Annotated in this window: 22 protein-coding genes; 12 read left to right on the top strand and 10 right to left on the bottom strand. The window is 70.9% G+C overall.

Features of this window, described 5'->3' with window-relative positions; all coding sequences use genetic code 11:
- Window positions 1-27 precede the first annotated feature (27 nt).
- Complete coding sequence (locus ACIA8L_RS33400) at window positions 28-579, bottom strand: DUF3558 family protein (protein WP_395910670.1); 552 nt, start codon at window positions 577-579, stop codon at window positions 28-30.
- 376 nt (window positions 580-955) lie between these two features.
- Here ACIA8L_RS33400 and ACIA8L_RS33395 point away from each other — a divergent pair, with 376 nt between their 5' ends.
- Window positions 956-1,501: a DUF4240 domain-containing protein gene (locus ACIA8L_RS33395; RefSeq protein ID WP_395910668.1), complete on the top strand. Its 546-nt coding sequence runs from the start codon at window positions 956-958 to the stop codon at window positions 1,499-1,501.
- A gap of 221 nt (window positions 1,502-1,722) precedes the next feature.
- Here the strand turns inward: ACIA8L_RS33395 and ACIA8L_RS33390 are convergent, their stop codons facing one another.
- Window positions 1,723-2,259, bottom strand: coding sequence for a DUF6882 domain-containing protein (locus ACIA8L_RS33390; RefSeq protein ID WP_395910666.1), 537 nt, complete (start codon window positions 2,257-2,259; stop codon window positions 1,723-1,725).
- 747 nt (window positions 2,260-3,006) lie between these two features.
- On the opposite strand from ACIA8L_RS33390, the gene ACIA8L_RS33385 reads away from it, so the two are divergent.
- Both ACIA8L_RS33385 and ACIA8L_RS33380 read left to right on the top strand, forming a co-directional pair.
- Window positions 3,007-3,555 carry a dihydrofolate reductase family protein gene (locus ACIA8L_RS33385; protein ID WP_395910663.1) on the top strand — a complete coding sequence of 183 codons (549 nt, stop codon included), beginning with the start codon at window positions 3,007-3,009 and terminating at the stop codon, window positions 3,553-3,555.
- A gap of 205 nt (window positions 3,556-3,760) precedes the next feature.
- On the top strand, window positions 3,761-3,940 hold the full coding sequence (locus ACIA8L_RS33380) for a hypothetical protein (RefSeq protein WP_395910660.1): 180 nt from the start codon (window positions 3,761-3,763) through the stop codon (window positions 3,938-3,940).
- A gap of 164 nt (window positions 3,941-4,104) precedes the next feature.
- Here ACIA8L_RS33380 and ACIA8L_RS33375 read toward each other — a convergent pair whose 3' ends face one another.
- Window positions 4,105-4,809, bottom strand: coding sequence for a class I SAM-dependent methyltransferase (locus ACIA8L_RS33375; protein ID WP_395910659.1), 705 nt, complete (start codon window positions 4,807-4,809; stop codon window positions 4,105-4,107).
- A gap of 565 nt (window positions 4,810-5,374) precedes the next feature.
- On the opposite strand from ACIA8L_RS33375, the gene ACIA8L_RS33370 reads away from it, so the two are divergent.
- Window positions 5,375-5,578 (top strand): hypothetical protein, encoded by a 204-nt coding sequence (locus ACIA8L_RS33370; protein ID WP_395910656.1) that lies wholly within the window; start codon window positions 5,375-5,377, stop codon window positions 5,576-5,578.
- An 18-nt stretch (window positions 5,579-5,596) separates the two neighbouring features.
- On the top strand, window positions 5,597-6,283 hold the full coding sequence (locus ACIA8L_RS33365) for a hypothetical protein (RefSeq protein ID WP_395910654.1): 687 nt from the start codon (window positions 5,597-5,599) through the stop codon (window positions 6,281-6,283).
- Window positions 6,284-6,485: 202 nt separating this feature from the next.
- Here the strand turns inward: ACIA8L_RS33365 and ACIA8L_RS33360 are convergent, their stop codons facing one another.
- Window positions 6,486-6,806, bottom strand: a complete 321-nt coding sequence (locus ACIA8L_RS33360) for a hypothetical protein (protein ID WP_395910653.1) — start codon at window positions 6,804-6,806, stop codon at window positions 6,486-6,488.
- A gap of 94 nt (window positions 6,807-6,900) precedes the next feature.
- Between ACIA8L_RS33360 and ACIA8L_RS33355 the strand changes: the two genes are divergently transcribed.
- From ACIA8L_RS33355 to ACIA8L_RS33345, 3 genes are all read left to right on the top strand, one after another.
- The gene (locus ACIA8L_RS33355) at window positions 6,901-7,485 is read left to right on the top strand and encodes a DUF6767 domain-containing protein (RefSeq protein WP_395910941.1); all 585 of its coding nucleotides are present in this window, start codon (window positions 6,901-6,903) and stop codon (window positions 7,483-7,485) included.
- On the top strand, window positions 7,406-7,978 hold the full coding sequence (locus ACIA8L_RS33350) for a barstar family protein (RefSeq protein WP_395910650.1): 573 nt from the start codon (window positions 7,406-7,408) through the stop codon (window positions 7,976-7,978). The genes ACIA8L_RS33355 and ACIA8L_RS33350 overlap by 80 nt, the downstream gene beginning before the upstream one ends.
- Window positions 7,979-8,218: 240 nt before the next feature.
- The gene (locus tag ACIA8L_RS33345) at window positions 8,219-8,719 is read left to right on the top strand and encodes a hypothetical protein (RefSeq protein WP_395910649.1); all 501 of its coding nucleotides are present in this window, start codon (window positions 8,219-8,221) and stop codon (window positions 8,717-8,719) included.
- Between the two features lie 179 nt (window positions 8,720-8,898).
- On the opposite strand, the gene ACIA8L_RS33340 is transcribed toward ACIA8L_RS33345, so the two are convergent.
- From ACIA8L_RS33340 to ACIA8L_RS33330, 3 genes are all read right to left on the bottom strand, one after another.
- On the bottom strand, window positions 8,899-9,216 hold the full coding sequence (locus tag ACIA8L_RS33340) for a hypothetical protein (RefSeq protein ID WP_395910648.1): 318 nt from the start codon (window positions 9,214-9,216) through the stop codon (window positions 8,899-8,901).
- 504 nt (window positions 9,217-9,720) lie between these two features.
- Window positions 9,721-10,218 carry a GAF domain-containing protein gene (locus ACIA8L_RS33335; protein ID WP_395910646.1) on the bottom strand — a complete coding sequence of 166 codons (498 nt, stop codon included), beginning with the start codon at window positions 10,216-10,218 and terminating at the stop codon, window positions 9,721-9,723.
- Window positions 10,215-10,697, bottom strand: coding sequence for a chemotaxis protein CheX (locus ACIA8L_RS33330; protein WP_395910644.1), 483 nt, complete (start codon window positions 10,695-10,697; stop codon window positions 10,215-10,217). Before ACIA8L_RS33330 ends, ACIA8L_RS33335 begins: the two co-directional genes overlap by 4 nt.
- A 64-nt stretch (window positions 10,698-10,761) precedes the next feature.
- On the opposite strand from ACIA8L_RS33330, the gene ACIA8L_RS33325 reads away from it, so the two are divergent.
- The 3 genes from ACIA8L_RS33325 (at window position 10,762) to ACIA8L_RS33315 (ending at window position 17,124) form a co-directional block, all read left to right on the top strand.
- Window positions 10,762-11,355 carry a class I SAM-dependent methyltransferase gene (locus ACIA8L_RS33325; protein WP_395910642.1) on the top strand — a complete coding sequence of 198 codons (594 nt, stop codon included), beginning with the start codon at window positions 10,762-10,764 and terminating at the stop codon, window positions 11,353-11,355.
- Between the two features lie 44 nt (window positions 11,356-11,399).
- Window positions 11,400-14,135, top strand: coding sequence for a hypothetical protein (locus tag ACIA8L_RS33320; RefSeq protein WP_395910641.1), 2,736 nt, complete (start codon window positions 11,400-11,402; stop codon window positions 14,133-14,135).
- A 184-nt stretch (window positions 14,136-14,319) separates the two neighbouring features.
- Window positions 14,320-17,124 carry a hypothetical protein gene (locus ACIA8L_RS33315; RefSeq protein ID WP_395910639.1) on the top strand — a complete coding sequence of 935 codons (2,805 nt, stop codon included), beginning with the start codon at window positions 14,320-14,322 and terminating at the stop codon, window positions 17,122-17,124.
- Window positions 17,125-17,138: 14 nt separating this feature from the next.
- On the opposite strand, the gene ACIA8L_RS33310 is transcribed toward ACIA8L_RS33315, so the two are convergent.
- Together ACIA8L_RS33310 and ACIA8L_RS33305 are read right to left on the bottom strand one after the other, a co-directional pair.
- A complete protein-coding gene (locus tag ACIA8L_RS33310; protein WP_395910637.1) occupies window positions 17,139-17,612 on the bottom strand; it encodes a hypothetical protein in 474 nt (157 codons plus the stop codon).
- A gap of 41 nt (window positions 17,613-17,653) precedes the next feature.
- Window positions 17,654-18,115 carry a MarR family winged helix-turn-helix transcriptional regulator gene (locus tag ACIA8L_RS33305; RefSeq protein WP_395910636.1) on the bottom strand — a complete coding sequence of 154 codons (462 nt, stop codon included), beginning with the start codon at window positions 18,113-18,115 and terminating at the stop codon, window positions 17,654-17,656.
- Window positions 18,116-18,209: 94 nt separating this feature from the next.
- Here ACIA8L_RS33305 and ACIA8L_RS33300 point away from each other — a divergent pair, with 94 nt between their 5' ends.
- Window positions 18,210-18,836: an FMN-dependent NADH-azoreductase gene (locus tag ACIA8L_RS33300; protein ID WP_395910634.1), complete on the top strand. Its 627-nt coding sequence runs from the start codon at window positions 18,210-18,212 to the stop codon at window positions 18,834-18,836.
- A gap of 77 nt (window positions 18,837-18,913) precedes the next feature.
- On the opposite strand, the gene ACIA8L_RS33295 is transcribed toward ACIA8L_RS33300, so the two are convergent.
- Window positions 18,914-19,180, bottom strand: coding sequence for a hypothetical protein (locus tag ACIA8L_RS33295; protein ID WP_395910633.1), 267 nt, complete (start codon window positions 19,178-19,180; stop codon window positions 18,914-18,916).
- Between the last annotated feature and the right edge of the window lie 194 nt (window positions 19,181-19,374).

The raw sequence follows: 19,374 nt of genomic DNA, 5'->3' as shown, positions 1-19,374 counted from the left end.
CGCCGCCGTCCGGGCGCATCGGCGCACTCAGACCGCGATGTGCGCGACGGCGGCCGCGAGGACCTTCGCGCCGGCGTTGCACGTGGTGTCCTGCGAGGCGCCGGGGTCGGGGATGGTGGTGGCGGCGGCCTGATGGTCGGGCCCGCCGACGGCGACAAAGGTGAAGCAGATGCGCTGGTACTCCGCCTGCACTCCCATGTACCGGCCGACCGCCACCGGCGAGACGCGGCCGTCCTTGATCCTGGATTCCTCGAAGGACTGCGGCACGTCCAGGTCGATGCCGACGTTCTGGTCCGCGACCTTGTAGTGGCACGACGGCCCGTTCTGGCTGTTCTCCACCTGGCCCGGTGCGTCGATGCCGAGGGTCGCGAGCTCATCGGCGCCGAGCGCCCGGCACGGCTGTTCGGCCAGGTCGGCCTGTGGGTAGCCGCTCGGCTGCGGCGCTGCCGAGGACGCGGACGCCGACGGAGCCGGCGGGACCGGCGTGCGGACCGGCTGCGCCCGCGAGCAGCCGGCACCGAGCAGGGCCGCGGTCAGCGCGATTGCGAGCCTAAGACATAGGCAGACGTCTCGCTGCATGCTCCGACTGTAGTGGCTCCACCTCGCGCATCAAGCCGAACCGCACACCCAACCGCAGCGAGACCATCAGGTTCCAAGGATCTGCCGACCACGCCGGGAGCACACCCGCCTACGGGCGGAGCCGACGCCCCACCTGACGGTGGAGAAGCGCCGGACCGCTCAGCGTTTGCGCTGTTTGCGCTGTCGCGGGGGCGGGGGCGGGATGCGGTCGACCTCCCGCTCCCAGTGCTCGTTGCAAACGTCGGAGATCAGCGTGCCCATGTCCATGAGCTTCCAGCCGCCTGTAGATACATCGACGATGTTTGACGCGCCCTGGGACTCGCAAACAGTGCGATGATCTTGCCCGCAGTGGCGCTTCGCGATCACAATGTTCGGCGTGCACACCGATGCCGCCTGGCGGTTGATCGACGAGGCGCGCGCCGGGTTGCCCCAGCATGCAGGGGCGAACGACGTCGCCGCACGGATGGAGGCTTTGCTCACGCGACGCTGGCCGGTCGACATCCTCGGGTTCGCCCAGCCGATGTGGGACCTGTTCGTCAACTCGTGCCGGGTCGATCTGTGGGTCGCCGCATACCTCATCAACGGCGGTGCCTCCGACGACGGCTTCGATGCCTTCCGAGGCTGGCTGATCGCCCAAGGGCGTACCACATACGAGCGGGCGCTCGCATCACCGGACAGCCTCGCCGGCCATCCCGCGGTGATTGAGGTCGCGACCACGGGCGACGACCTCTGGGGCGAAGACATGATCAAGGTCGTATGGCGCGCCTACGAGACGGTCACCGGTAACGCACTACCCGACGATGCCACGACCGGCGCCCATCCGGACCTCGACCCGCTCTGGGACTTCGATTTCGACGACGACGCCGAGATCCGCCGCCGCCTGCCCAGACTCGCCGATCGCTTCCTCCGCGACGGAGCCTGAACGGCCGCTGGTTACGCACCGCCGGACCCGGCGATCTTGGTTTCCGGACATGCCGCCATACGTGCGCAACGGCCCGGCGAGTGTCTTGCCTCTCGTGACCGGCCCGCGGTTCCTCGGCAAGTGGCGGCCCGTACGGCGGCGGGCACCGTGGCCACTCGAGCTCGATCGCCGGTCCTGTGCGGGGGGCCGAAAGCCGAGGCGGCGATCGAGCTGAGCCGGCCCTATTCGATTGCTACCTTGAAGGTCGAGGTCTTCCCGTCGTTGGTGGCCAGGGTGACGTCTCCAAAACTGATGATCGGAATCGAGGCGGTTCCTGAACCTCGGTAGAAGCCGGTCGCGCGGGTGATCCTCACGGCGAGCGCGGAAAGAGTTGCGGCCATGTCGTCATCGGTCTCGACCTTCGGCTGGGTGAGAACCGTTTGGCCGTGCGTCTCAGCCCAGGCGCGAACAGCGCGCGAGTCCCGGCTCATCTCGGGAAGGATGGATTCGTTGGCCCATGCCCAGAGCCAGGATGCCGCCGAGGGGTTGTAGCTGCCGATGATCTGGGCCGCAGCTGTCGCGATCTTGTCTGGGAACGTCCACGTGATGATGCCGGTGCGCTGGTCGAGACCCCAACGGTCCGCCGTGCCCAGTCCCCACGACATGTGCGCCTGCGCAAGTTGGCCGATCATCTCCTCGCCTTGCAGCAGCAGGGTGGCCAGGTCTGCGGATTCAGGCTTCGAGGCGACCAAACGCTTGCCACGTCCGAAAATCCCCATGCCGGGCAGTCTCACATACAGTTACGCGCGAAGTCCGACAACCGCTGCCCTCGCAACGGATTACCTGCATCATGCCGATGAGCGTGCACCGTGTCATTGCCATGCAAAAGACGTCACGCGTTCCGGCTTTTTGTCGATTAGCGCCTCGCCCACGCCGCCGAAGTGTCCGAACCTGTCCTTGGACCTGTTGTGCGGGTCTCATCGACCCGTCGAGCGGCTGAATTTTCGTCCGGCACTCTGCGGCAGACTGTAGCCCCACCTCGGGCCGTGTCCCACCCGGTGCGGGCCTGGCCTGACGCGAGCGGGAACCGCAGGTGTGCGATGTATCGCCGACCTTGTCCGGCGTGGCTCGTGGGTCGCTGACCAGGCACGGGGTCGCGCTCACCTGCGGCCTGAGGCTGGCCCGGCTCGGGTCGGTCTGGCCCGTCGTCATCCTAAAGTCGGAGATGCAGGACCCGTCTCACGTCGGATGTACCCGACCCCGCACATTTTCTACGGTTGAGGCATGACTTCGCCGCCGCCGCCGCGCAAGGCGAGCCGCTTGATTCGTGGCCGCTTCCGCCGATCGGTGGGCCGGGGAGCCGAAGGATAAGCGATTCGTGCGGCAGCCATGCCGTACCCATATTTGCCGGACAGCTTCGATGACGACCCAGGAGGTTGACGGCTGCAAGCCCGGCTATGCCTGCGCAGCAGCTGACCTCCACACAGCGCTGAGACATACTCGTCAATCACGAACGGAGAAACGTGATGCGCAATGTTGTGCTGTACGAATTGATGTCGCTCGACGGTGTAGCGGAAGAACCCGGAGAGAGCGAGTGGTTCGTCGACGCGGACGAGCGGCTCATGGGCAATCTCACTCAGGTGATCGCACGCCAGGACACCGTGTTGTTGGGCCGGCGAACATATGAGAAATGGGCCCCGCACTGGCCCGGCTCCACGATGCAGCCGTTCGCCGACTTCATCAACAACACCCCGAAGATTCTGTTCTCGTCGACTGCTCCCCGCACCCTTTGGTCGGCGACCACCCATGTCACCGGTCCTGCAGCCGCGTACGTCGCCGGCTTGAAGCGTCAGAGTGGTGGCGACATCGGCATCCACGGCAGCCTGACCTTGGCCGGGTCCCTGTTGCGCGAACACCTCGTCGACGAAATGCGTCTCGTCGTTTCCCCTGGCCTGGCCGGCGGTGGCCATCGGCTGTTCCAAGACATCGGCGGTTCGCAGCTCTTCGAACTCGTCAGCGCCGACCGCTCGGGCGGTTGCCTGCTGCTGAACTACCGCAGACGCCCCCGGAGTTGAAGTCACGCCTGTTCGGAGTTGAACAGCAAGGACCGCAGGCACCCGTACGTCGCCGTGGTAACGACTGATCGCGGGGCAGCGCACGAACCCTTCTGCACTGGTGCTTCGAGCGGCGGCGACGCCGCGTTACCCTCGACTGCCTACTGATTCTCGACAGTAGGTAGGCCGCTCGGCATACGCGCTCGCCGCCGTCAACCTCGCCTTCGTGCCGGCGGTGTACTTCGGTGACGATCCGGCGGACTTCTACAGCGCCCAGGGCTGGGGGACCACAGCCAGCACGGGTGCGGTGTGGAGCATCTGGACACTCGCGGTGAGCATCAGCATGCTGCACAGCGCCCGTCGTGCCAGTCCAGGAGCAGCGCAGATCGCAACCTATGGCAGCTGAATCGCAGCCGACTCAGAGGCTCGACGCCGCAAACCGGGACGGCGTTCGCCGAGCCCGCGGCGAGCGGCGCGGATGTAGGCGTTGCCGTACTCGACGGACGCCTGACGGCGACGCTCATCGGTGACGACTGGCCCGGCGCTGAGTAGTTGCGAGCGGGGTGGTGGTCACAAGTTCGCCGAGGTCGTGCTGTCGGCGAGGTTGCCGCGCTCACGAGTGGTGAAGGTCAGCATCCAGTACCACTGCTGCTCAACAACCCGAACGCCGGTCCCGAAGCGCGACCCGGTGTCCTCCAGAACAGCTGGCTCCGGAAAGTTCTTGAGTACCTCGTAGCTGGTGCCGTCCGGCAGGGTTCGGTCCTGGTAGGTATTGCCGTGCTGGTCCTCACGAGAGATCGGCGTGCTGCTGCCCTCGACGTAGCGGTTGTCGATGAAGACAATCGGCGATTCTGGCTCCAGCCTGGCGGTCAGATCAGTAAGGAAGCCGTCGATCGCGTCGATCCGCATGTGCGACCACCAGAACCCGGCGAACGCGGCCGAGTGCCGGCTGGAGAGCTGGTTCAGGTCGTATGCGTCGAGCCGGCGGAACTCGACGTTGTCGTGAGGATACGTGCGCCGCGCGGCCTCGGCCAAAGGCTCGGCGCTGTAGTCGGTGGCCAGGACACTGCTGGCCGCTTCGGCGATTCGCTGAGTCCAGTAGCCCGTGCCGGCAGCGATTTCAAGGACGTCCCGGCCGAGGAAGAATTCCGGAACGGTCGCATCGAGTTGCCGCAAATCTTGCTGGCGTTCGGGTCGACCGTAGACGTCGTCGTAGTGAGGGGCTCGCCGCTGGTAGTACTCGATCGTGTCAGTGCTCGTCGTCTGTGGCGCCATGACAGCATTCTGCCGGTTCTGGCACCGACCCGGCAGGCCATGCCAGCCGCCGGCGTGACCGCGTGATCACGTTTCCGCTCAAGCCGCCGTTGGTGCGCAATGGCCAGCCGAGTTCGTCGCCGATGGTGACCATCTGGCTGAGGCCGAGGCTTGCTGTTGTGCCGACGTCTGAGGCGGTGGTCAGTATTCAGGGTAGGGCGCGATCTCGGCGTCCCACTCGATCGCCGCCCGCACGAGTTGATCTCACGTCACCTCGCACTCGATCCGAAACGGCGCACCGGCAGTGGACCGCGACTGCCAGGGTGGCGCGAACTCCAGATCCAGGCCGATGCCGAGTACCACCGAGGCCGGTTCGGATCGCACCAGCGCAAGCGACAGGTTCGGCTCCGTAAACCGCAGCTCGGCCGGTAGCTGCCCGGCATCGCCGACCCCCCGCTGGCGCCGAGTCGGGCGCTTCGGCCACAGCGCGCAACCACCGCCCCAACCGCGGGGACTCGTCGCACGTCAACGCGGGGTAGCGGAATTCCCAGGAACCCGCAGCGCAGACCGCCCTCCCGTCGACCATGTGCCAACTGCAACGCTGCACCGGATCATCAGCATCGGGGAACTGGTATCCGACAATCCTCACAACCACGCCGTAACCTTCGCCGCCGATCAAATGCGCATCATCAGCATGCCCGACCCATCCGCTATGCCGCGCTCCGCGTGGCGTCTTTCAGGTTGTGCCGAGGCCGGCGCTGCCATCGTGCGCGCCTACGGGGAACTGTGATCCCCTACGATCCTGCGAATGCGGCGATGGATGCTCGGTGGCCCCGGTCTTCTCACGTTGGGCGCGGGTGTGTGGAAGGCGCTTGTCAGCGACAGCGGCACGGCGGGTGGCGTGCTCGTCGTCGCCGGGGTGCTGCTGCTCGTCGCGCCGTTCATGATCGACCGCCTGGAGCGGGTGTCGGTCAGCGGGACCGGCCTGGAGCTCGGGCTTTCGCGCGATGTCGCCGAGCAGGGAGCACCCAAGGCGGCAGCCATCATCGACCGCAGCGAACTCGCGCAGCTCACCGAAGCCTACGGCGTACTGCGAGAGGTGCTTCCCGACCCCGAATACACCAACGCACGCTCATACGTACAAGACGTCCTGGTCCGCCGGGCAGCCACAATCGCCGAACGGGAGAAGTTTGATGCCGCCGAGATTCGAGCGCTGTTCTCGAACGGCTCGCCCGTGATGCGCGTAATGGTCCTGGGTCTCATGGGCGGCGATCCGTCGCTCGTCGATGTCGCCTCGCTCGTTGAGGGGATTGCCAAACCCGCGACACGCACTGAGCAGTACGAGGCGTTGCGGCTCACTGAGCGACTCTGGGAACGCCTCTCGGAGCCCGAGCGGGCCATGCTGCGCGGCGCGACACAGGGGGTGCCGATCGCGAAGAACAGCCGCCGCGCCACGGTAGCCGCGAAGATCCTGGCCAAGCCCAGTGGTTCCTAGGGTCGGCCGCGACCTCAGCCACTGCACTGGTTGCTGCGGGCGACCATCGTGCCGGTCGGGCAGGCGATGGAGGTGCGACTCGGCGACGGCCTTGTCCAGCGGGGCGAGCCCGTTGTCCTCCAGCACGGACGGGTCGGGTCAAGGCGACCTGCAGATCGAACACCCGGCCGATGCCGTAGCGGTGCCGGAGCCAGCCGGCCACTCAGACCACGCGCATGTGCGACACCATCAGCACCATCAGCAGGGCGATCCCGATGGCACCCACGAGCGGCCACACCAGCGTGCCGACCGCCGCACCGAACGCCGAGTCACGGCGACCGGCGAGCCCCCGCACGACGGCGACCCCGATCGACCCCGCAATGCCCGCGAACGCGAAGATGCCCGCCCGGTCCTGTGGATGGTGGGGCGGGGCGATCCTCGCCGCGGCCAGGAATCCGGCCAACGCCAGCAGGTACACACCGAGTGACAGCGTCAGCCCACCGAACACGGTGCCACGCGGTCGCCAGTCCTCATCAAACTCCATACCGCAGTAGACGGGCACCGATGCGCCGCGGTTCCGGACCCGGCCGCTGTAACGAGGCCACCGTGGAGGTCCACGTAGAAACAAGCATGCCAGAATCGCACCCGCCCACCCCCGGATCAGGGGGCCGAACACCGCCCGTCGGCAAGTCTTCGGACCCTGCACGCCGCCGCGACCCGAGGCACACCCTGGAGTCGGAAGCGGCTGGAGGCGCCATGACCGAGAGCACGCCTCGCCCGAAGGGCGCGGCCCGCTGCGCCCGCCCGAGTCCTGCCGGCTGTGCCAGCTGAGCACGACCGGCCCGCAGGACTGCCCGCTGATGTACCTCGCCATGAGCGACGACGAGCTCCGCGCCAGTCTGCACGACTTTCTGCAGCATCGTCGGCTGGCCGGCCTGACGGCGGAGGTCACCACGCTTTCGCTGTGCCGGCGAGCCCTGCGCGTACCGCCGCGGCGTTCGGGTGGCCCGGGCTCTCCCAGATTGCCCGGTATCGCTGCCACTCCTGGTGCTCATCGGGTTACCGGATCTGCCGCCGGTCGTGCGACGTGTGTTTTGGCGGTTGTGAGGCTCCGGTGGGTTCGTTCTTGCGAGGATCATTGCCATGAGCAGCCCGAGTCTGAACAGCTACCGGTCGCCGTGGGTGATCGTGACGCGTGCAGACGACCCGTGGGTTGGCGCTGAGGTGGCCGCGTTGCATCGACGGGGTGGAGGCGTGGTGGCGCTCACGGGTTTCGAGATGCTCGAGCCGGCTTCGTTGTTCGCCGCCTTCGCCGGCGCGCTGTCCTTCCCCTCGTATTTTGGCCGCAACTGGGATGCGCTCATCGACTGCCTGCACGACTGGCACGGCCACGGCGCCGCATCCAGGGATCTTGCTGTCTTGATCGATCATGCTGACGCGCTGCTTTCGACGGACTTCTTCGGCCTGTTCATCTCAGTGCTGTGCATTGCAGCGTGGAAGGCCAACCTGCAGCTCGACGCCGATGGCATCCCGCACGAGGAGATTGCGCCGTTCGCCCTGCACTTCGTCTTCCTCCTCGACAACACAGCTCCCGCGGCCTTCGCTGAGCCCGCGGCGAGCGGCGCGGACGTCGGTGTTGCCTTACTGGACGGACGCCTGACCGCGACGCTCGTCGGCGACGACTGGCCCGGCGCTGACCAGGTCATAACTGTGTAGATACCTGCCGTGTCCATGGCATCGGGCGCTGCTGGAGTCGTAGATCCAATGAAATAAGTAGCCGCCGATCGTGCGCGCCGGCCGGTTCTGGTGGGGGCGGGCGGGATCTCTTCGCTGTGTCGCCTGGATGCGGGGTATACCCAGCACCACCGTGAAGCCGGATGGGAGCGCTACTGCCTCGGGTACGCGCGGGCGACAGGCTGAGGTCGTGCCTGAGAGGCGGGCGCGGGAGGGAGTCAGGTGTCGAAGGCGAGCACCCAGCGGACCGGCATGCTTTCGCTCCGCCTGGTGCGCGTGGACGCCGGTCCGGGCTCCGGTGTCCCGCGGATCCTTCCGAAGACCGCGGCCGCTTCGACGTTCCCCCTGCTGCTGCGCCGCGCGGCCACGGTCCTCATCGTGCTCGGGCTGGCGATGATTCCCTGGCTGGTGTTGCTGCACAACAGCCTCCCGGCCACTGCTCAGGCGTTGCACTGGGCCTGGACGTGGACGGGTCTGGACAGCTTCGAGGCGCTCGGGTTGCTCTGCACCGGGCTGCTTCTCAGCCGCGGCGACTGCCGGGCCTGCTTGACCTCCGCCGCGACCTCGGCCCTGCTGGTGGTCGACGCCTGGTTCGACACCATGACGGCTGCCCCGGGTCCGGACTTCACGCTGGCGGTGCTGATGGCGGCTTTCGCCGAGTTGCCGCTGGCGGTGGCCTGCGCGGTCGTCGCGACCTGGACCTTCCCTCGGCCGGGCCGCTGAGCGGAAGCGCTCGTGCGGCGGTACGAGCACGCGCCGACACGGCCCTCACCCGCCTTCAGCCAAAGCACACGCGACCTGACCGCAGATTTAGTTTCCGGACTCAGACGGATGGCATCCCATCTGGCTGGTCGGGGCGTCGGTCACGGTCGACGGGCGGCAAGAGCCTTCCCCTCGCCCGCTCATAGTGGATGATCGACCGCGAGGCCGAGGAACCAGCCGGAGCTGAATCCGAGGATCACGACGACCGCGAAGGCAGTCGCGGTGTTGGACCAAAGCCTCGCGCGCTCCGGCCGACGCTGAAAGAAGGTGTACGCCGCTGCCGCGGTCGCCAGGACGGCGGCCGCGTATGTCGCCACGACCAGCGCCAGCACCCAGTCGGTGCGCGCCACCACCACACGGTCCGAAGCGTCAACCACGTAGATTTGGAACATCGCAACGCCGCACACGAACACAGCGATCAGCGCGCGCATACGGTGCACCAGCAGCCGGTCGTCCACGTCCCAACCGTACGGACGGACGTCAATCACAACGATTGATCACGCTTCGGCTCATGCCGCAGATTCCGCGCGGCGGTCGGACCGAAGATCGTTACGCTTCGTAGCTGCGGCTCGGCGATGGCCGTACGCTTGCGTCAACAGCGCGTGCCCAATCAACAGCGACAGCCGTCGAGATCCGTCGGCGCTCCCCTCCGCCTCGGAGCGCGCCAGCGGCGGTCACCACCGTCAAACGAGGTCACGCATCCATCGTACGGCGGAGTGGTCTCCTTAGCAGCGGCCGTGGAGTTGCATCGAGCGACTCCCCTGCGTCAATCTCCCCACCTCGCGCGCGACCTCCGGTTGACACGCTGGTACAACTGAACGAACCGCCGGGGCCGACCTATCGCCGACGGGCCTGCGTCGAGCGACAGGCCTCGTCCGGGCTGAGGTCACCCCTTGTGGCCTGGCGCCCGTGGTGTGGATCGGGAGGGGGTGTGGGTGGAGGCGAAGCCTCCCCCGCCGCTTCTAGGAAACACAATGCTGGTCCAGCTCGTGCAGGATGCGGTCGGCGGCGGATTCCAGGACGGCGATGGTGGAGGCGTCGAAGCGGGCCCGTAGCGGGTGTAGTGCGCAGTGGGTGCCGATGGTGTGGCCGTCTTCGGTGGATATCGGGACGCCGGCGTAGGAGTGGATGCCGGCTGCGGCCAGCGGGCGGCCGTCCACGTCTTCGCCCTCGTCCGTTGCCGTGTCCTGGACCACCTGGGGGCGGCCTTCCGTCACCACCCGGCTGCAGAAGGACCACTCGGCGGGGGCGCCGCCCACCTCGGCGGTCATCGTGCCCTCGGCGCCGTGACTTGACATCGTCAGGACGGCTCGGTCCAGGAGGATGTTCACGGCTGTGATCGAGCCGCCCAGGCGGCGGGCGGTTTCGGCGCTTATGGCGTCCAGGGCTTGGCGCAGGTCCGGGTCGTCCAGGTCGTAGCGGGCGACCGCGCGGAGGCGGTCGATGTCGGTCAGCGTCATGGTGTTCCTCCGGCTTCGACCTGCATGACCGACAGCAGCACGGCCCACTCGGCGAAGCCGGTGCGCAGTTCGCACGCGGCGGTGCTGCCCGGCCACACCACGTCCGCCTCGCCCAGCACCACCTGTGGCAGTGCGACCACCGACGGCTGGGGGAGGAGGCTTTTCACGTTGCCGGCGATGATGTTCATCAGCTCGCCGGCGCCGTCGACGATGTCTTCCAGTCTGACGCTGCCGGTCGGCATCTCGAGCATCGCGGCGGCTATGGCGGCGGCGCCGTCCACGCGGCAGCGCAGGACGACGTGGCCGTTCCAGGCGCCCGCTATCGAGACCGCGGCGGTGACGTCGAACGGCTCGACGTACGCCGCTGCCGGTAGCGGCTCGGCCGGCGGGGTGCCGCCGAGGTAGGCGGTCCACACCTGCCACACGATGCCCAGGAGGGCATCGGCGGTGACTGGCCCGCCGTCGAGTTCTGCCCGCATGCAAACGGCTCCCTTCGGCACCCGGCTCATCGTCCGGGGCCGGGCCTGCTTAAGGTTTGACGACGTGGAACTTTCGCAGGAGAACGGCTGGCTGCGGCGCAAGGCCGAGGAGCCGGGGCACACGGGCTGGTACATCGAGCGGTTCCGGAAGCTGGCGGCGGCGGGGGAGGACCTGGCCGGGGAGGCGCGGCTCGTCGACGCGATGGTGCCCCGCAACGCGCGCGTCCTCGACGCCGGCGCCGGCACCGGGCGGGTGGGTGCGGCCCTGGCCGCGGCCGGGCACGAGGTGGTCGGGGTCGACCTGGACCCGGAGCTGGTGCTGGCGGCGCGCAAGGACTACCCGGGGCCGGCCTGGCTGGTCGGTGACCTCGTCGACCTCGACCTGGATCCGGCGGATTTCGACGCGATCGTCTGTGCTGGGAACGTCATGGCTTTTGTCGCGCCCGCGACGAGAGTCCAGATCCTCGGCAACCTCAAGCGTCACCTCAAGGACGGCGGGCGGCTGGTGGTCGGGTTCGGGGCCGGGCGCGGCTACACCTTCGAGGAGTTCCTCGCCGACGTGACCAAAGCGCAACTCAAGACCGACGTCCTGCTCGCGACCTGGGATTTACGGCCGTTCACCCCGGACTCGGACTTTCTCGTGGCGATCTTGAGCTGAAAGCAGGCCCGTCCTGACCTGGAACTCCCGCTAAGGTCATCCGCGTGGTGGGCTTGGTGTTGGGGGCGCTGCGGGCCCGGCGGGTGCAGGCACTGGTGATGCTGGCCCTCGCCCTGCTCACCGCGGTCGCGGCGGCCGTCGCGGCCCGGGCCGCCGATGTCGCCGGGGATCGTGCCGCACAGGCCCGCATCGCCGCCGCCACGGTCCCCGAGCGCACGCTCAGCGTCCGCGGCACCGCCGCCGCCCCCGACCGCCCCGAAGACGTCCTGCGCCGCATGGCCAACCTGGTCGACGCCCCGGTCGACGACAAGGCCGGCGGCCTGCGGCTGCCCGGCGACCTGGTCGACGGTGCGGGTAGCCGGAGGACCGCGGCCGAGCTGCGCACCGTCGAGAAGCTCTGCGGCAACGTGACCTTGAAGCAGGGGCGGTGCGTCCAGGCCGACGGCGAGGTCGTGCTCCCCGAGGAGCTCGCCCGGCTGCTCGGCGTGACGGTCGGCGGGCAGGTCGTGCACGAGTCCGGTTTGACGGCGGTTGCGGTACCGCTGCAGGTTGTCGGCATTTATTCGCCCGCAGACCCGGCCGGCTGGTTCTGGGCCGGACAGGGCGGTGCCGCGGCCTACACGACCACCCCCACGGTGACGTCGGCCAAGGCCACCGTGACCGTCACGTTCGACGCCCTGCTCGAGCCGGCGGCGTTCGACGACGCGGCCGAGCTCAAGGCCGGCCTCGACCGGCTGCGGGGGGCGCGGTTCGAGGTGACCTCGGGCGCGCCCGCGCTCGCCGACGCGCTGCGGACCGACCGGCGGGCCGTGCAGCGCGGGATCGGGCTCGCCGAGGCGCAGATCCTGCTCTTCGGCGGGCTGGCGATCGCCGTCGCCGCCGCCTACGCCGCGCAGGAGCGCCGGGGCGACGCCGCCCGCCTGGCGATCCGCGGCCTGCCCCGCTGGCGCATCCGGACCGCGACCGCCCTGCAGAGCCTGGTGCCACTGGCGATCGGCGCGGCCTGGTCACCGCGGCTGTTCGCGGCCGGGGCGGTCATCGTCGTCGCGGCCGACTGGAGCGCCACCCGCGGCGGCGTCGGCGAGCTCATGCGCGACGTGCGGCCCCGCCGGCCACTCGCCGCCGCGACCGCCGAGGTGTGTGCGCTCGGGCTGGCCGCGGCCGCGCTGTTCCAGATCGTCGCCGCCCCCGCCGCCGACGTGCGCCGTGACACCGGCTTCGGCCTGGCCCAGGTCGCGCCGCTGCTGATCGCGGCCGGGCTCGGCGTGCTCGGCACCCGGCTGCTGCTGACCGCGGCCGGGTTCTACGGCCGCCACGCGCTCGCCGCCGGCCGGCTCACCGCCGCCCTGACCGGCCTGACGCTCGGGCGCCGCCGCACCGCGTATCGGATCATCCCCGTCCTCGCCGCCGCCACCTGCGTCCTCGCGCTCGCCGCCCAGGACTGGCGCGGCGGCACCACGGCCCGGGCCGAGCGGGCCGGGGTCGAGGTCGGCGCCGAGCGGGTCCTGCGGGTCGCGCCGGTCGGCCGGGAGCGGCTGCTCGCCGCGGTCCGCGCGGCCGACCCCGGCGGCCGGGAGGCGATGGCGGTCGTCGTCACCGGGGACGTCGTCGCCGTCGACGCCCCGCGGCTGCGGGCCGTGGCCGGGGTCGACGGCGCCGCCCTGCACCCGCCCGCACCGGAGCCGCTGCGGTTCACGGGCACGAGCCTCGAGCTGAAGGCGACCGGCGACCGGATCCGCGTCCTGCTCGCCGTTGAGGGGACCGGCGAGCAGCTCGTCGCCGAGTTCGGGCCCGGCTGGCAGGCCACCGTCCCGGGCTGCGCCAACGGGTGCCGCGTCGAGGCGGTCGAGGCCGACCCCGGCGCCGTCGAGCTGCAGGAGCTCAGCGCGGGTGGCCAGGTCGTCGTCTCCGCGGCCGCCTTCGCCGACCCGGCCCGCTGGCGCACCACGGTGGCCCAGGCGAGCGCCGGCGTCCAGATCCGGCAGAGCGGCGGGACCATGCGCCTGGCCGACGTCGAGCCGCGCGTCCAACGACCCATCGACAGCCGGGTGTACGTCGTGGACGCCCCCGTCCCGCTGCCCGCCCTCGCGGCCGGGGACGCCGCGGCCAACGACAAGCACGACCAGCCGGCGGTCCAGATGTTCGGCGCGACGATACCCGTCGACGCGACGAACGTGCCGTTGATCCCGCGCGGCGGCGGGACCGGCGTCGTCGTCGACCTGGAGTACGCCGGGCGGATCCGGGCCGTGGCCGTCGGCGCCGTGCCGTCCGCCGAGCGCCCCGAGGTCTGGCTGGCCAAGGCGGCCGGCGACGGCGTCATCGCCCGGCTGCGCTCGGCCGGGCTCGACATCACCGGCAGCGACACCGTGGCCGCGGCCACCGACCGGGCGGGCCGGCTCACCCCGGCCGTGCTCGCGCTCGGCGACCTGGCCGGGGCCGGGATCGTGCTGCTGCTGGCCGCCGTGGCCGCGTTTGTCGTGGCCGCCGTCGACCGCCGCGACCGCGACGCCGAGCTGCGCTCGCTGCGCCGCCAGGGTGTCCCGCAGCGGATCGTCCGGCGGGTCGAGCGCTGGGCCGGGCTGATTCCGGTGCTCGTGTCGGTGGTGATCGGCGTTTCGGCGGCGGTACTGCTCCGAGCCCTCAACCCGCCGCCCGTGCGCGCCTTCACCGACCCGTGGCCCGTCCTGCCGCCCGCGATCCAGCCGCTGGCCGCGCTCGTGGCGGGCCTCGCCGCCCTGGCCGTCCTGACCACCGCGATCATCAAGAAGAGCCGCTCATGAGGACCGCGACCATCAAGCGAACGCCGTTCGACAAGAGCCGCTCATGAGGACCGCGACCATCAAGCGAACGCCGTTCGACAAGAGCCGCTCATGAGGACCGCGACCATCAAGCGAACGCCGTTCGACAAGAGCCGCTCATGAGGACCGCGACCATCAAGCGAACGCCGTTTGACAAGGGCCGCTCATGACCGCCCTCATCCTCGGCATGCTGCGGTCCCGCCTCGGCCGCGCCCTGACCGTGGCCCTGCTGACCGCCCTGGCGACCGTGGCCGCCGTGGCCGCGCCCGTCTACGTGGCCCGCACCGACCGCCAGATCGTCGACACGGCCGTCGCCCAGGCCACCACCAAGGAGCGCAACGTCCAGGTCAGCGGCGGGGTGGAGGCCGGCACCGACGGCCGGATCCCGACCACGTTCGAGCGGCTCGGCTCGGGCTGGGTCGACGCGCCCGGCTACACGTCGGTGTTCCGGGCGCAGTTCGTCGCGCAGTCGGAGGCGACCCCGATCGTCGACGCGGACCAGCTCAGCCGGGTCGTCTACCGCGAGAGCCTGTGCGAGCACGTCGTCCTCGTCGCCGGCCGGTGCCTGATGGGCACGGGCGACGCCGTCCTCAGCGTGGGCGCGGCCGACCGGCTGAAGGTGAAGCCGGGCGACGCGGTCGGGCTGACGGGCTCGCTGTTCGACGCGATCAGCAACCGGTACCTCTCCTCCGGCCCGGCCACCCCGATCACCGTCGTCGGTATCGTCCGCGCCCGCGACGGCACCGAGCCCTACTGGGGCTCCGGCGGCGCGCTCACCGATGCCGACGGCCCCGCGTACTACGTCGACCGGCGCACCCTCGCGACGTTCAGCCGCACCTCCGAGCTGCAGACGTACGACGCCTACCCGCTGCCGGGCGCGATCAGCGTCGAGCACCTGGACGCGCTGCGGGCCTGGGTGGAGGACTCCGACCGGCGCAACAACAGCGGGGCCCGCCTCACCACCGACCTCGGCGCGCTGCTGGACCGCATCGACGAGCGGCGGGCCGACGTGCGCGCGACCGTACCGTTCGCCGTCGCCCCCGTCCTGGTCCTCGCCTGGGCCGTCATCATCCTGGCCGTCGCCGCGGCCACCCGGGCCCGCCGCTTCGAGCACGGCATCATCGCCCTGCGCGGCGTGGCCCGCACCGGCCGCTGGTGGCTGGCGACCGGCGAGACGCTCGTGCCGATGCTGCTCGGCGCCCTCGCCGGGTTCACCGCGGTCGGCGGCTGGACGACGCCCGGCGCGCTGCTCTACGCGGCCGTCGCCGTGGTCGGCGCCGTCCTCGCGGGTCTGGTCGTCGGGGTCCGGACGGTCTCCGGCCCGGTCGCCGCGCTGCTGCGCCGGATCGATGTCCGAAGTGGACGGTGGGGCGCGCGGATCGCTGTCTTCGCCGCGGTCGCCGCGGCCGCGGCCACGTTCCAGCTCCGGGGCGGCAGCGGGGGAGTGGCCGGGGTCGCGCCCGCGCTCGTGCTGCTGGCGATCGCGCTGCTGACCGCGGTCGTCGCCCCCGTGCTGGCCGCCCGGCTGGGTGCGGTGGCGCTGCGCCGGGGCCGGCTCACCGGTGCCCTCGCCGGCCTGTCCCTGGCCCGCCGCCCGTCCGCCGCCCGGCTCCTCGCGGTGCTCGTGGTCGCCCTGTCCTCCCTGGCCTTCGCGGCCGCGGCGGTGACGCAGGCCGATCAGCGGCGTGCGGATCAGGCGCAACAAGCCATGGGCGCTTCGACGGTACTGTCAGTAGGCGCGACGACCCGGCACGCTCTCCTGGACGCGGTGCACGCGGCCGACCCCGACGGCCGCTACGCGATGGCGGTGGTGCCGATCCCGGGCGGCCTGGCCGTCGACGCGCCGCGCCTGGGCGTCACCGGCAACGGCGGCTGGGCCACGCAGCTGCAGCCGGCACCGCTGGCGAACCCGGCGACGGTCACCGGTACCACCCTCAGCCTCGACATCACCGTCACGTTCCTGGACCGGACGGATGACGGCTTCTCCGCCGTCGTCGCCCCGCTCAACGGCCGCCCCAACGCCACGGTCGAGTTCGGCGCGGTGAAGGCGGGCCGGCACACCTACAGCGGCGCGATGCCCTGCGCCGACGGCTGCCGCCTGATCCAGCTCGGGTTCCGGCTCGCCCCCTACGCCGGCCCCGCCCTCGAACTGACCCTCCACAACGCGCCGACGACCGCCTGGCAGTCCCCGCCCGGCGCCACCCTCACCCCGCAGGGCCCGGACGTGGCGATGAAGCTCCCACCCGGCCCGGAAGCCGGCGCCGGGGTCCTGCGCCCCGACGGCGGCCCGGCCGTCCTGCCGGTGGTGTCGACCGGCCCGCTGCCCCCGACCGGCCTGCTCACCGTCTTCGACCGCCAGCGCCAGCTGCCCGCGAAGGTCGTCGCCACCGTGCCCCGCCTGCCCCGCCTGGGCACCGACGGCCTGCTGGTCGATCTCGAGTCGGCCGACCGCCTCTCCATCGACAGCGCGGCCGCCGGCGCCGAGGTCTGGCTGGCCGCCGGCACGCCTCAGCCGGTCCTCGACGCGATCGCCGCCCACGGCGTGACGATCGACGCCCGCCGCACCGTCGCCGACGCCCGGGCCGCCCTGGCCGGCGAAGGCTCCGCGCTGGGCCTGCGCTTCTACCTCGTAGCCGGCGTGCTCGCCGTCGTCCTCGCGGCCGCGGCCCTGCTCAGCGGTACCGTCGAAGGCCCGTCCGACGACCTGCGGGCCCTGCGCCGCCAGGGCCTGTCGGCCCGCCGGGCGAGGCTCGTGGAGCCCTTCGCCGCGCTCCTGCTCGTCCTGTCGGCCGGCATCGTCTCCGTCCCGGCCACCGTGGCCGCGTGGGCGGCCGCGGCCCCACCCAACCTGCACGGCCGCCCACCGCTGGGCCCACCGGCCGCCGCTCTCGCCGCCGCCCTGCTGCTCCTGGCCGTCGTCGCCGTCCTCACCGCGACCCGCACCGGGCCCGCACGCCGGCAGCGAGCCTGAGGCCCCCGCTCGGCTCAGGCGCGGGTGAGGAAGCGGTGGATTTTGCCGGCTACCTCGGGGAGGTGGGCGGAGCCGTCGACCACCAGGTCGGCAAGTTGGCGGCCGGTGACCACGGTGCGGATGTGGGCCTCGCGGCCGCCGTCGAGGTATGCGCGCAGCACCGTGTGCGGGTCGGTGTGGTCCAGGGCGCGGCGGGCCAGGCTCAGGTCCAGTGGGGTGTCGACGTAGACGGTCCACTTGGCGGCCCAGCGGATCGGGGGCAGGGCCAGGGCGAACACGCCCTCGACGACGACCAGCGGGGCTTCCTCGTGTTCGTCGAGGCGCAGCTGCAGGGCCGGGAGGTCGACGCTGTGCGGGTCGTCCTGGGCGCTGTCGCCGAGGTCCACGACGGGGGCGGCGGCCAGTCGGCCCACCGCGGCGGCGATGCTGCTCTTGCCGGAGCCCGCCGGGCCGCCGATGACCAGCAGGGGCGGCAGCACGCGCATCACCCGCTGGACCCTACCGTGCCGGGCGCCCGCGCACGAACCCGTTACCGGGTCGGTCCCATGGGAATGATGGTCGATGCGTCGTGGGCGTGCAGGACTTTGCCCAGGACCGTGGCCACGGTCTGGGCCTCGGCGCGGGTCATCCGGCCGGTGAAGTGGCGTTCGATACCGGCCAGGTAGGTGGGGGCGGCGGCCTTGAGGCGGGCCCGGCCGGCGGGGGTGAGTTTCGCGAACGCCGAGCGTTTGTCGTCGGGGTTGGCGACCCGCTCGACCAGGCCGGCCCGGACGAGTTCGTCGACGACGCGGCTGACCCGGCTGCGGCTGACGACGGCGGCGGCGCCGAGGGCGGACATGGTGAGCCGGCGGGCGGGGGCGGCGTTGAGCTCGAGCAGCACGTCGTACCAGGTGAGGGGCAGCCCGTGCGCGGCCTGCAGCTCCTGGTCGAGGACGGGCATGAGCGCCGCGTGTACCCGCAGCAGGGCGGCCCAGGCGGCCGTGGAGTCCATGGTCACACGGTACCAACTCTTGTGCGCGCGCACGCACTTGGCTAGCTTGTAAGTGCGTGCGCACGCACGTTTCTGGAGACCGGAGGAGCTCACCATGGCCACCCTGCTGCACATCGCCGCCTCACCGCGCGGACGGCAGTCCGAGTCGCTCGCCCTGGCCAACACCTTCCTGGAGGTGTACCGCGAACTGCACCCCGAGGACGACATCGCGGAATGGGACCTCTGGGACGGCACGCTGCCCGAGTTCGGCCCGCCCGCGGCCGCGGCCAAGATGGACGTCTTCGCGGGCCGCACGCCGACCGGCCCCGGCGCCGAGGCGTGGCAGGCCGCCCGGTCCGTGTTCGACCGCTTCGCGGCGGCCGACAAGTATCTGTTCTCCGTCCCGATGTGGAACGCTTCCGTACCGTACAAACTGAAGCAGTTCATCGATGTTGTCAGCCAGCCCGGGACCGTCTTCGGCTTCGACGGCGAACTGGGCTACACGGGCCTGGTGACCGGCCGCAAGGCCGCGGTGCTGTACACCAGCGCGGTGTACGGCGAGGGCCGCGCACCGTCATTCGGCGCCGACTTCCAGGCCCCGTACTTCGACGGCTGGCTCCGCTGGGCCGGCATCACCGACATCACGACCGTCGAGTTCCGCCCCAACCTGGCCGTCGCCGACGCCGAACCCCGCCGCGCCCGCGCCCACGCGGACGCCGTCGAGGCCGCGAAGACGTTCTGAAGCACGTCGGCGAACAGCTGCTCGATCCGCCGCCAGGCATCCGCGGGCTCCCGCTGCCCGCGGCGAATCTCCGCCGTTCAGTTGAAGCCGATGCCCATGGCGCCGGAGCCGTCCAGGCCCGGGACGCCGCGCTCGCGGACGGGTTCGTCGGCGCGCTTCAGGTCCTCGCCGTTGACCGGCGTCGGGGTGTCGACCGGGGTGAGCGGGCCGGTCCACTCCGGCGCGGGCGGGGCGTCGTAGGAGTCGACGCCCTGGTCGCGGACGAGGTTGGTGGGGCGGCCGGCGGAGAACCAGCGGGCCTCGTGCGACTCGAACGGATCCTGGTACCAGCCCTCGGCGCGCATGACACGGGACGCTATACCCGCCGGGGTGACGGGGGAGCGGACAGCCGGTGAAACCGTCACTGGCAGCAGGTCCGCACCACGGCGGCACTGGGTGACGAGCCGGGGCACCCGCGGCGACGAGCATGGGTTTTCTCCAGAATCGCAGAAGCCCCGCCCGGTCTCTCTGCGATTCGGCAGAGCAGATGAGCGGGGCT

The organism is Dactylosporangium sp. NPDC051541 (assembly GCF_044454505.1).
Classification (GTDB): Bacteria; Actinomycetota; Actinomycetes; order Mycobacteriales; family Micromonosporaceae; genus Dactylosporangium.
Note: the sequence above shows the minus strand (reverse complement) of the source record. Positions and strands in the feature narration are given on the sequence as shown.

Bases quoted from the DNA above. Each gene is read 5' to 3' on its own strand.
- ACIA8L_RS33300 (WP_395910634.1), top strand. From the start codon at position 18,210: ATGGCCACCCTGCTGCACATCGCCGCCTCACCGCGCGGACGGCAGTCC.
- ACIA8L_RS33390 (WP_395910666.1), bottom strand. From the start codon at position 2,259: ATGGGGATTTTCGGACGTGGCAAGCGTTTGGTCGCCTCGAAGCCTGAA.
- ACIA8L_RS33335 (WP_395910646.1), bottom strand. From the start codon at position 10,218: ATGACGCTGACCGACATCGACCGCCTCCGCGCGGTCGCCCGCTACGAC.
- ACIA8L_RS33365 (WP_395910654.1), top strand. From the start codon at position 5,597: ATGCGGCGATGGATGCTCGGTGGCCCCGGTCTTCTCACGTTGGGCGCG.
- ACIA8L_RS33315 (WP_395910639.1), top strand. From the start codon at position 14,320: ATGACCGCCCTCATCCTCGGCATGCTGCGGTCCCGCCTCGGCCGCGCC.
- ACIA8L_RS33400 (WP_395910670.1), bottom strand. From the start codon at position 579: ATGCAGCGAGACGTCTGCCTATGTCTTAGGCTCGCAATCGCGCTGACC.
- ACIA8L_RS33305 (WP_395910636.1), bottom strand. From the start codon at position 18,115: ATGGACTCCACGGCCGCCTGGGCCGCCCTGCTGCGGGTACACGCGGCG.
- ACIA8L_RS33350 (WP_395910650.1), top strand. From the start codon at position 7,406: ATGAGCAGCCCGAGTCTGAACAGCTACCGGTCGCCGTGGGTGATCGTG.
- ACIA8L_RS33375 (WP_395910659.1), bottom strand. From the start codon at position 4,809: ATGGCGCCACAGACGACGAGCACTGACACGATCGAGTACTACCAGCGG.
- ACIA8L_RS33360 (WP_395910653.1), bottom strand. From the start codon at position 6,806: ATGGAGTTTGATGAGGACTGGCGACCGCGTGGCACCGTGTTCGGTGGG.
- ACIA8L_RS33385 (WP_395910663.1), top strand. From the start codon at position 3,007: ATGCGCAATGTTGTGCTGTACGAATTGATGTCGCTCGACGGTGTAGCG.
- ACIA8L_RS33295 (WP_395910633.1), bottom strand. From the start codon at position 19,180: ATGCGCGCCGAGGGCTGGTACCAGGATCCGTTCGAGTCGCACGAGGCC.
- ACIA8L_RS33330 (WP_395910644.1), bottom strand. From the start codon at position 10,697: ATGCGGGCAGAACTCGACGGCGGGCCAGTCACCGCCGATGCCCTCCTG.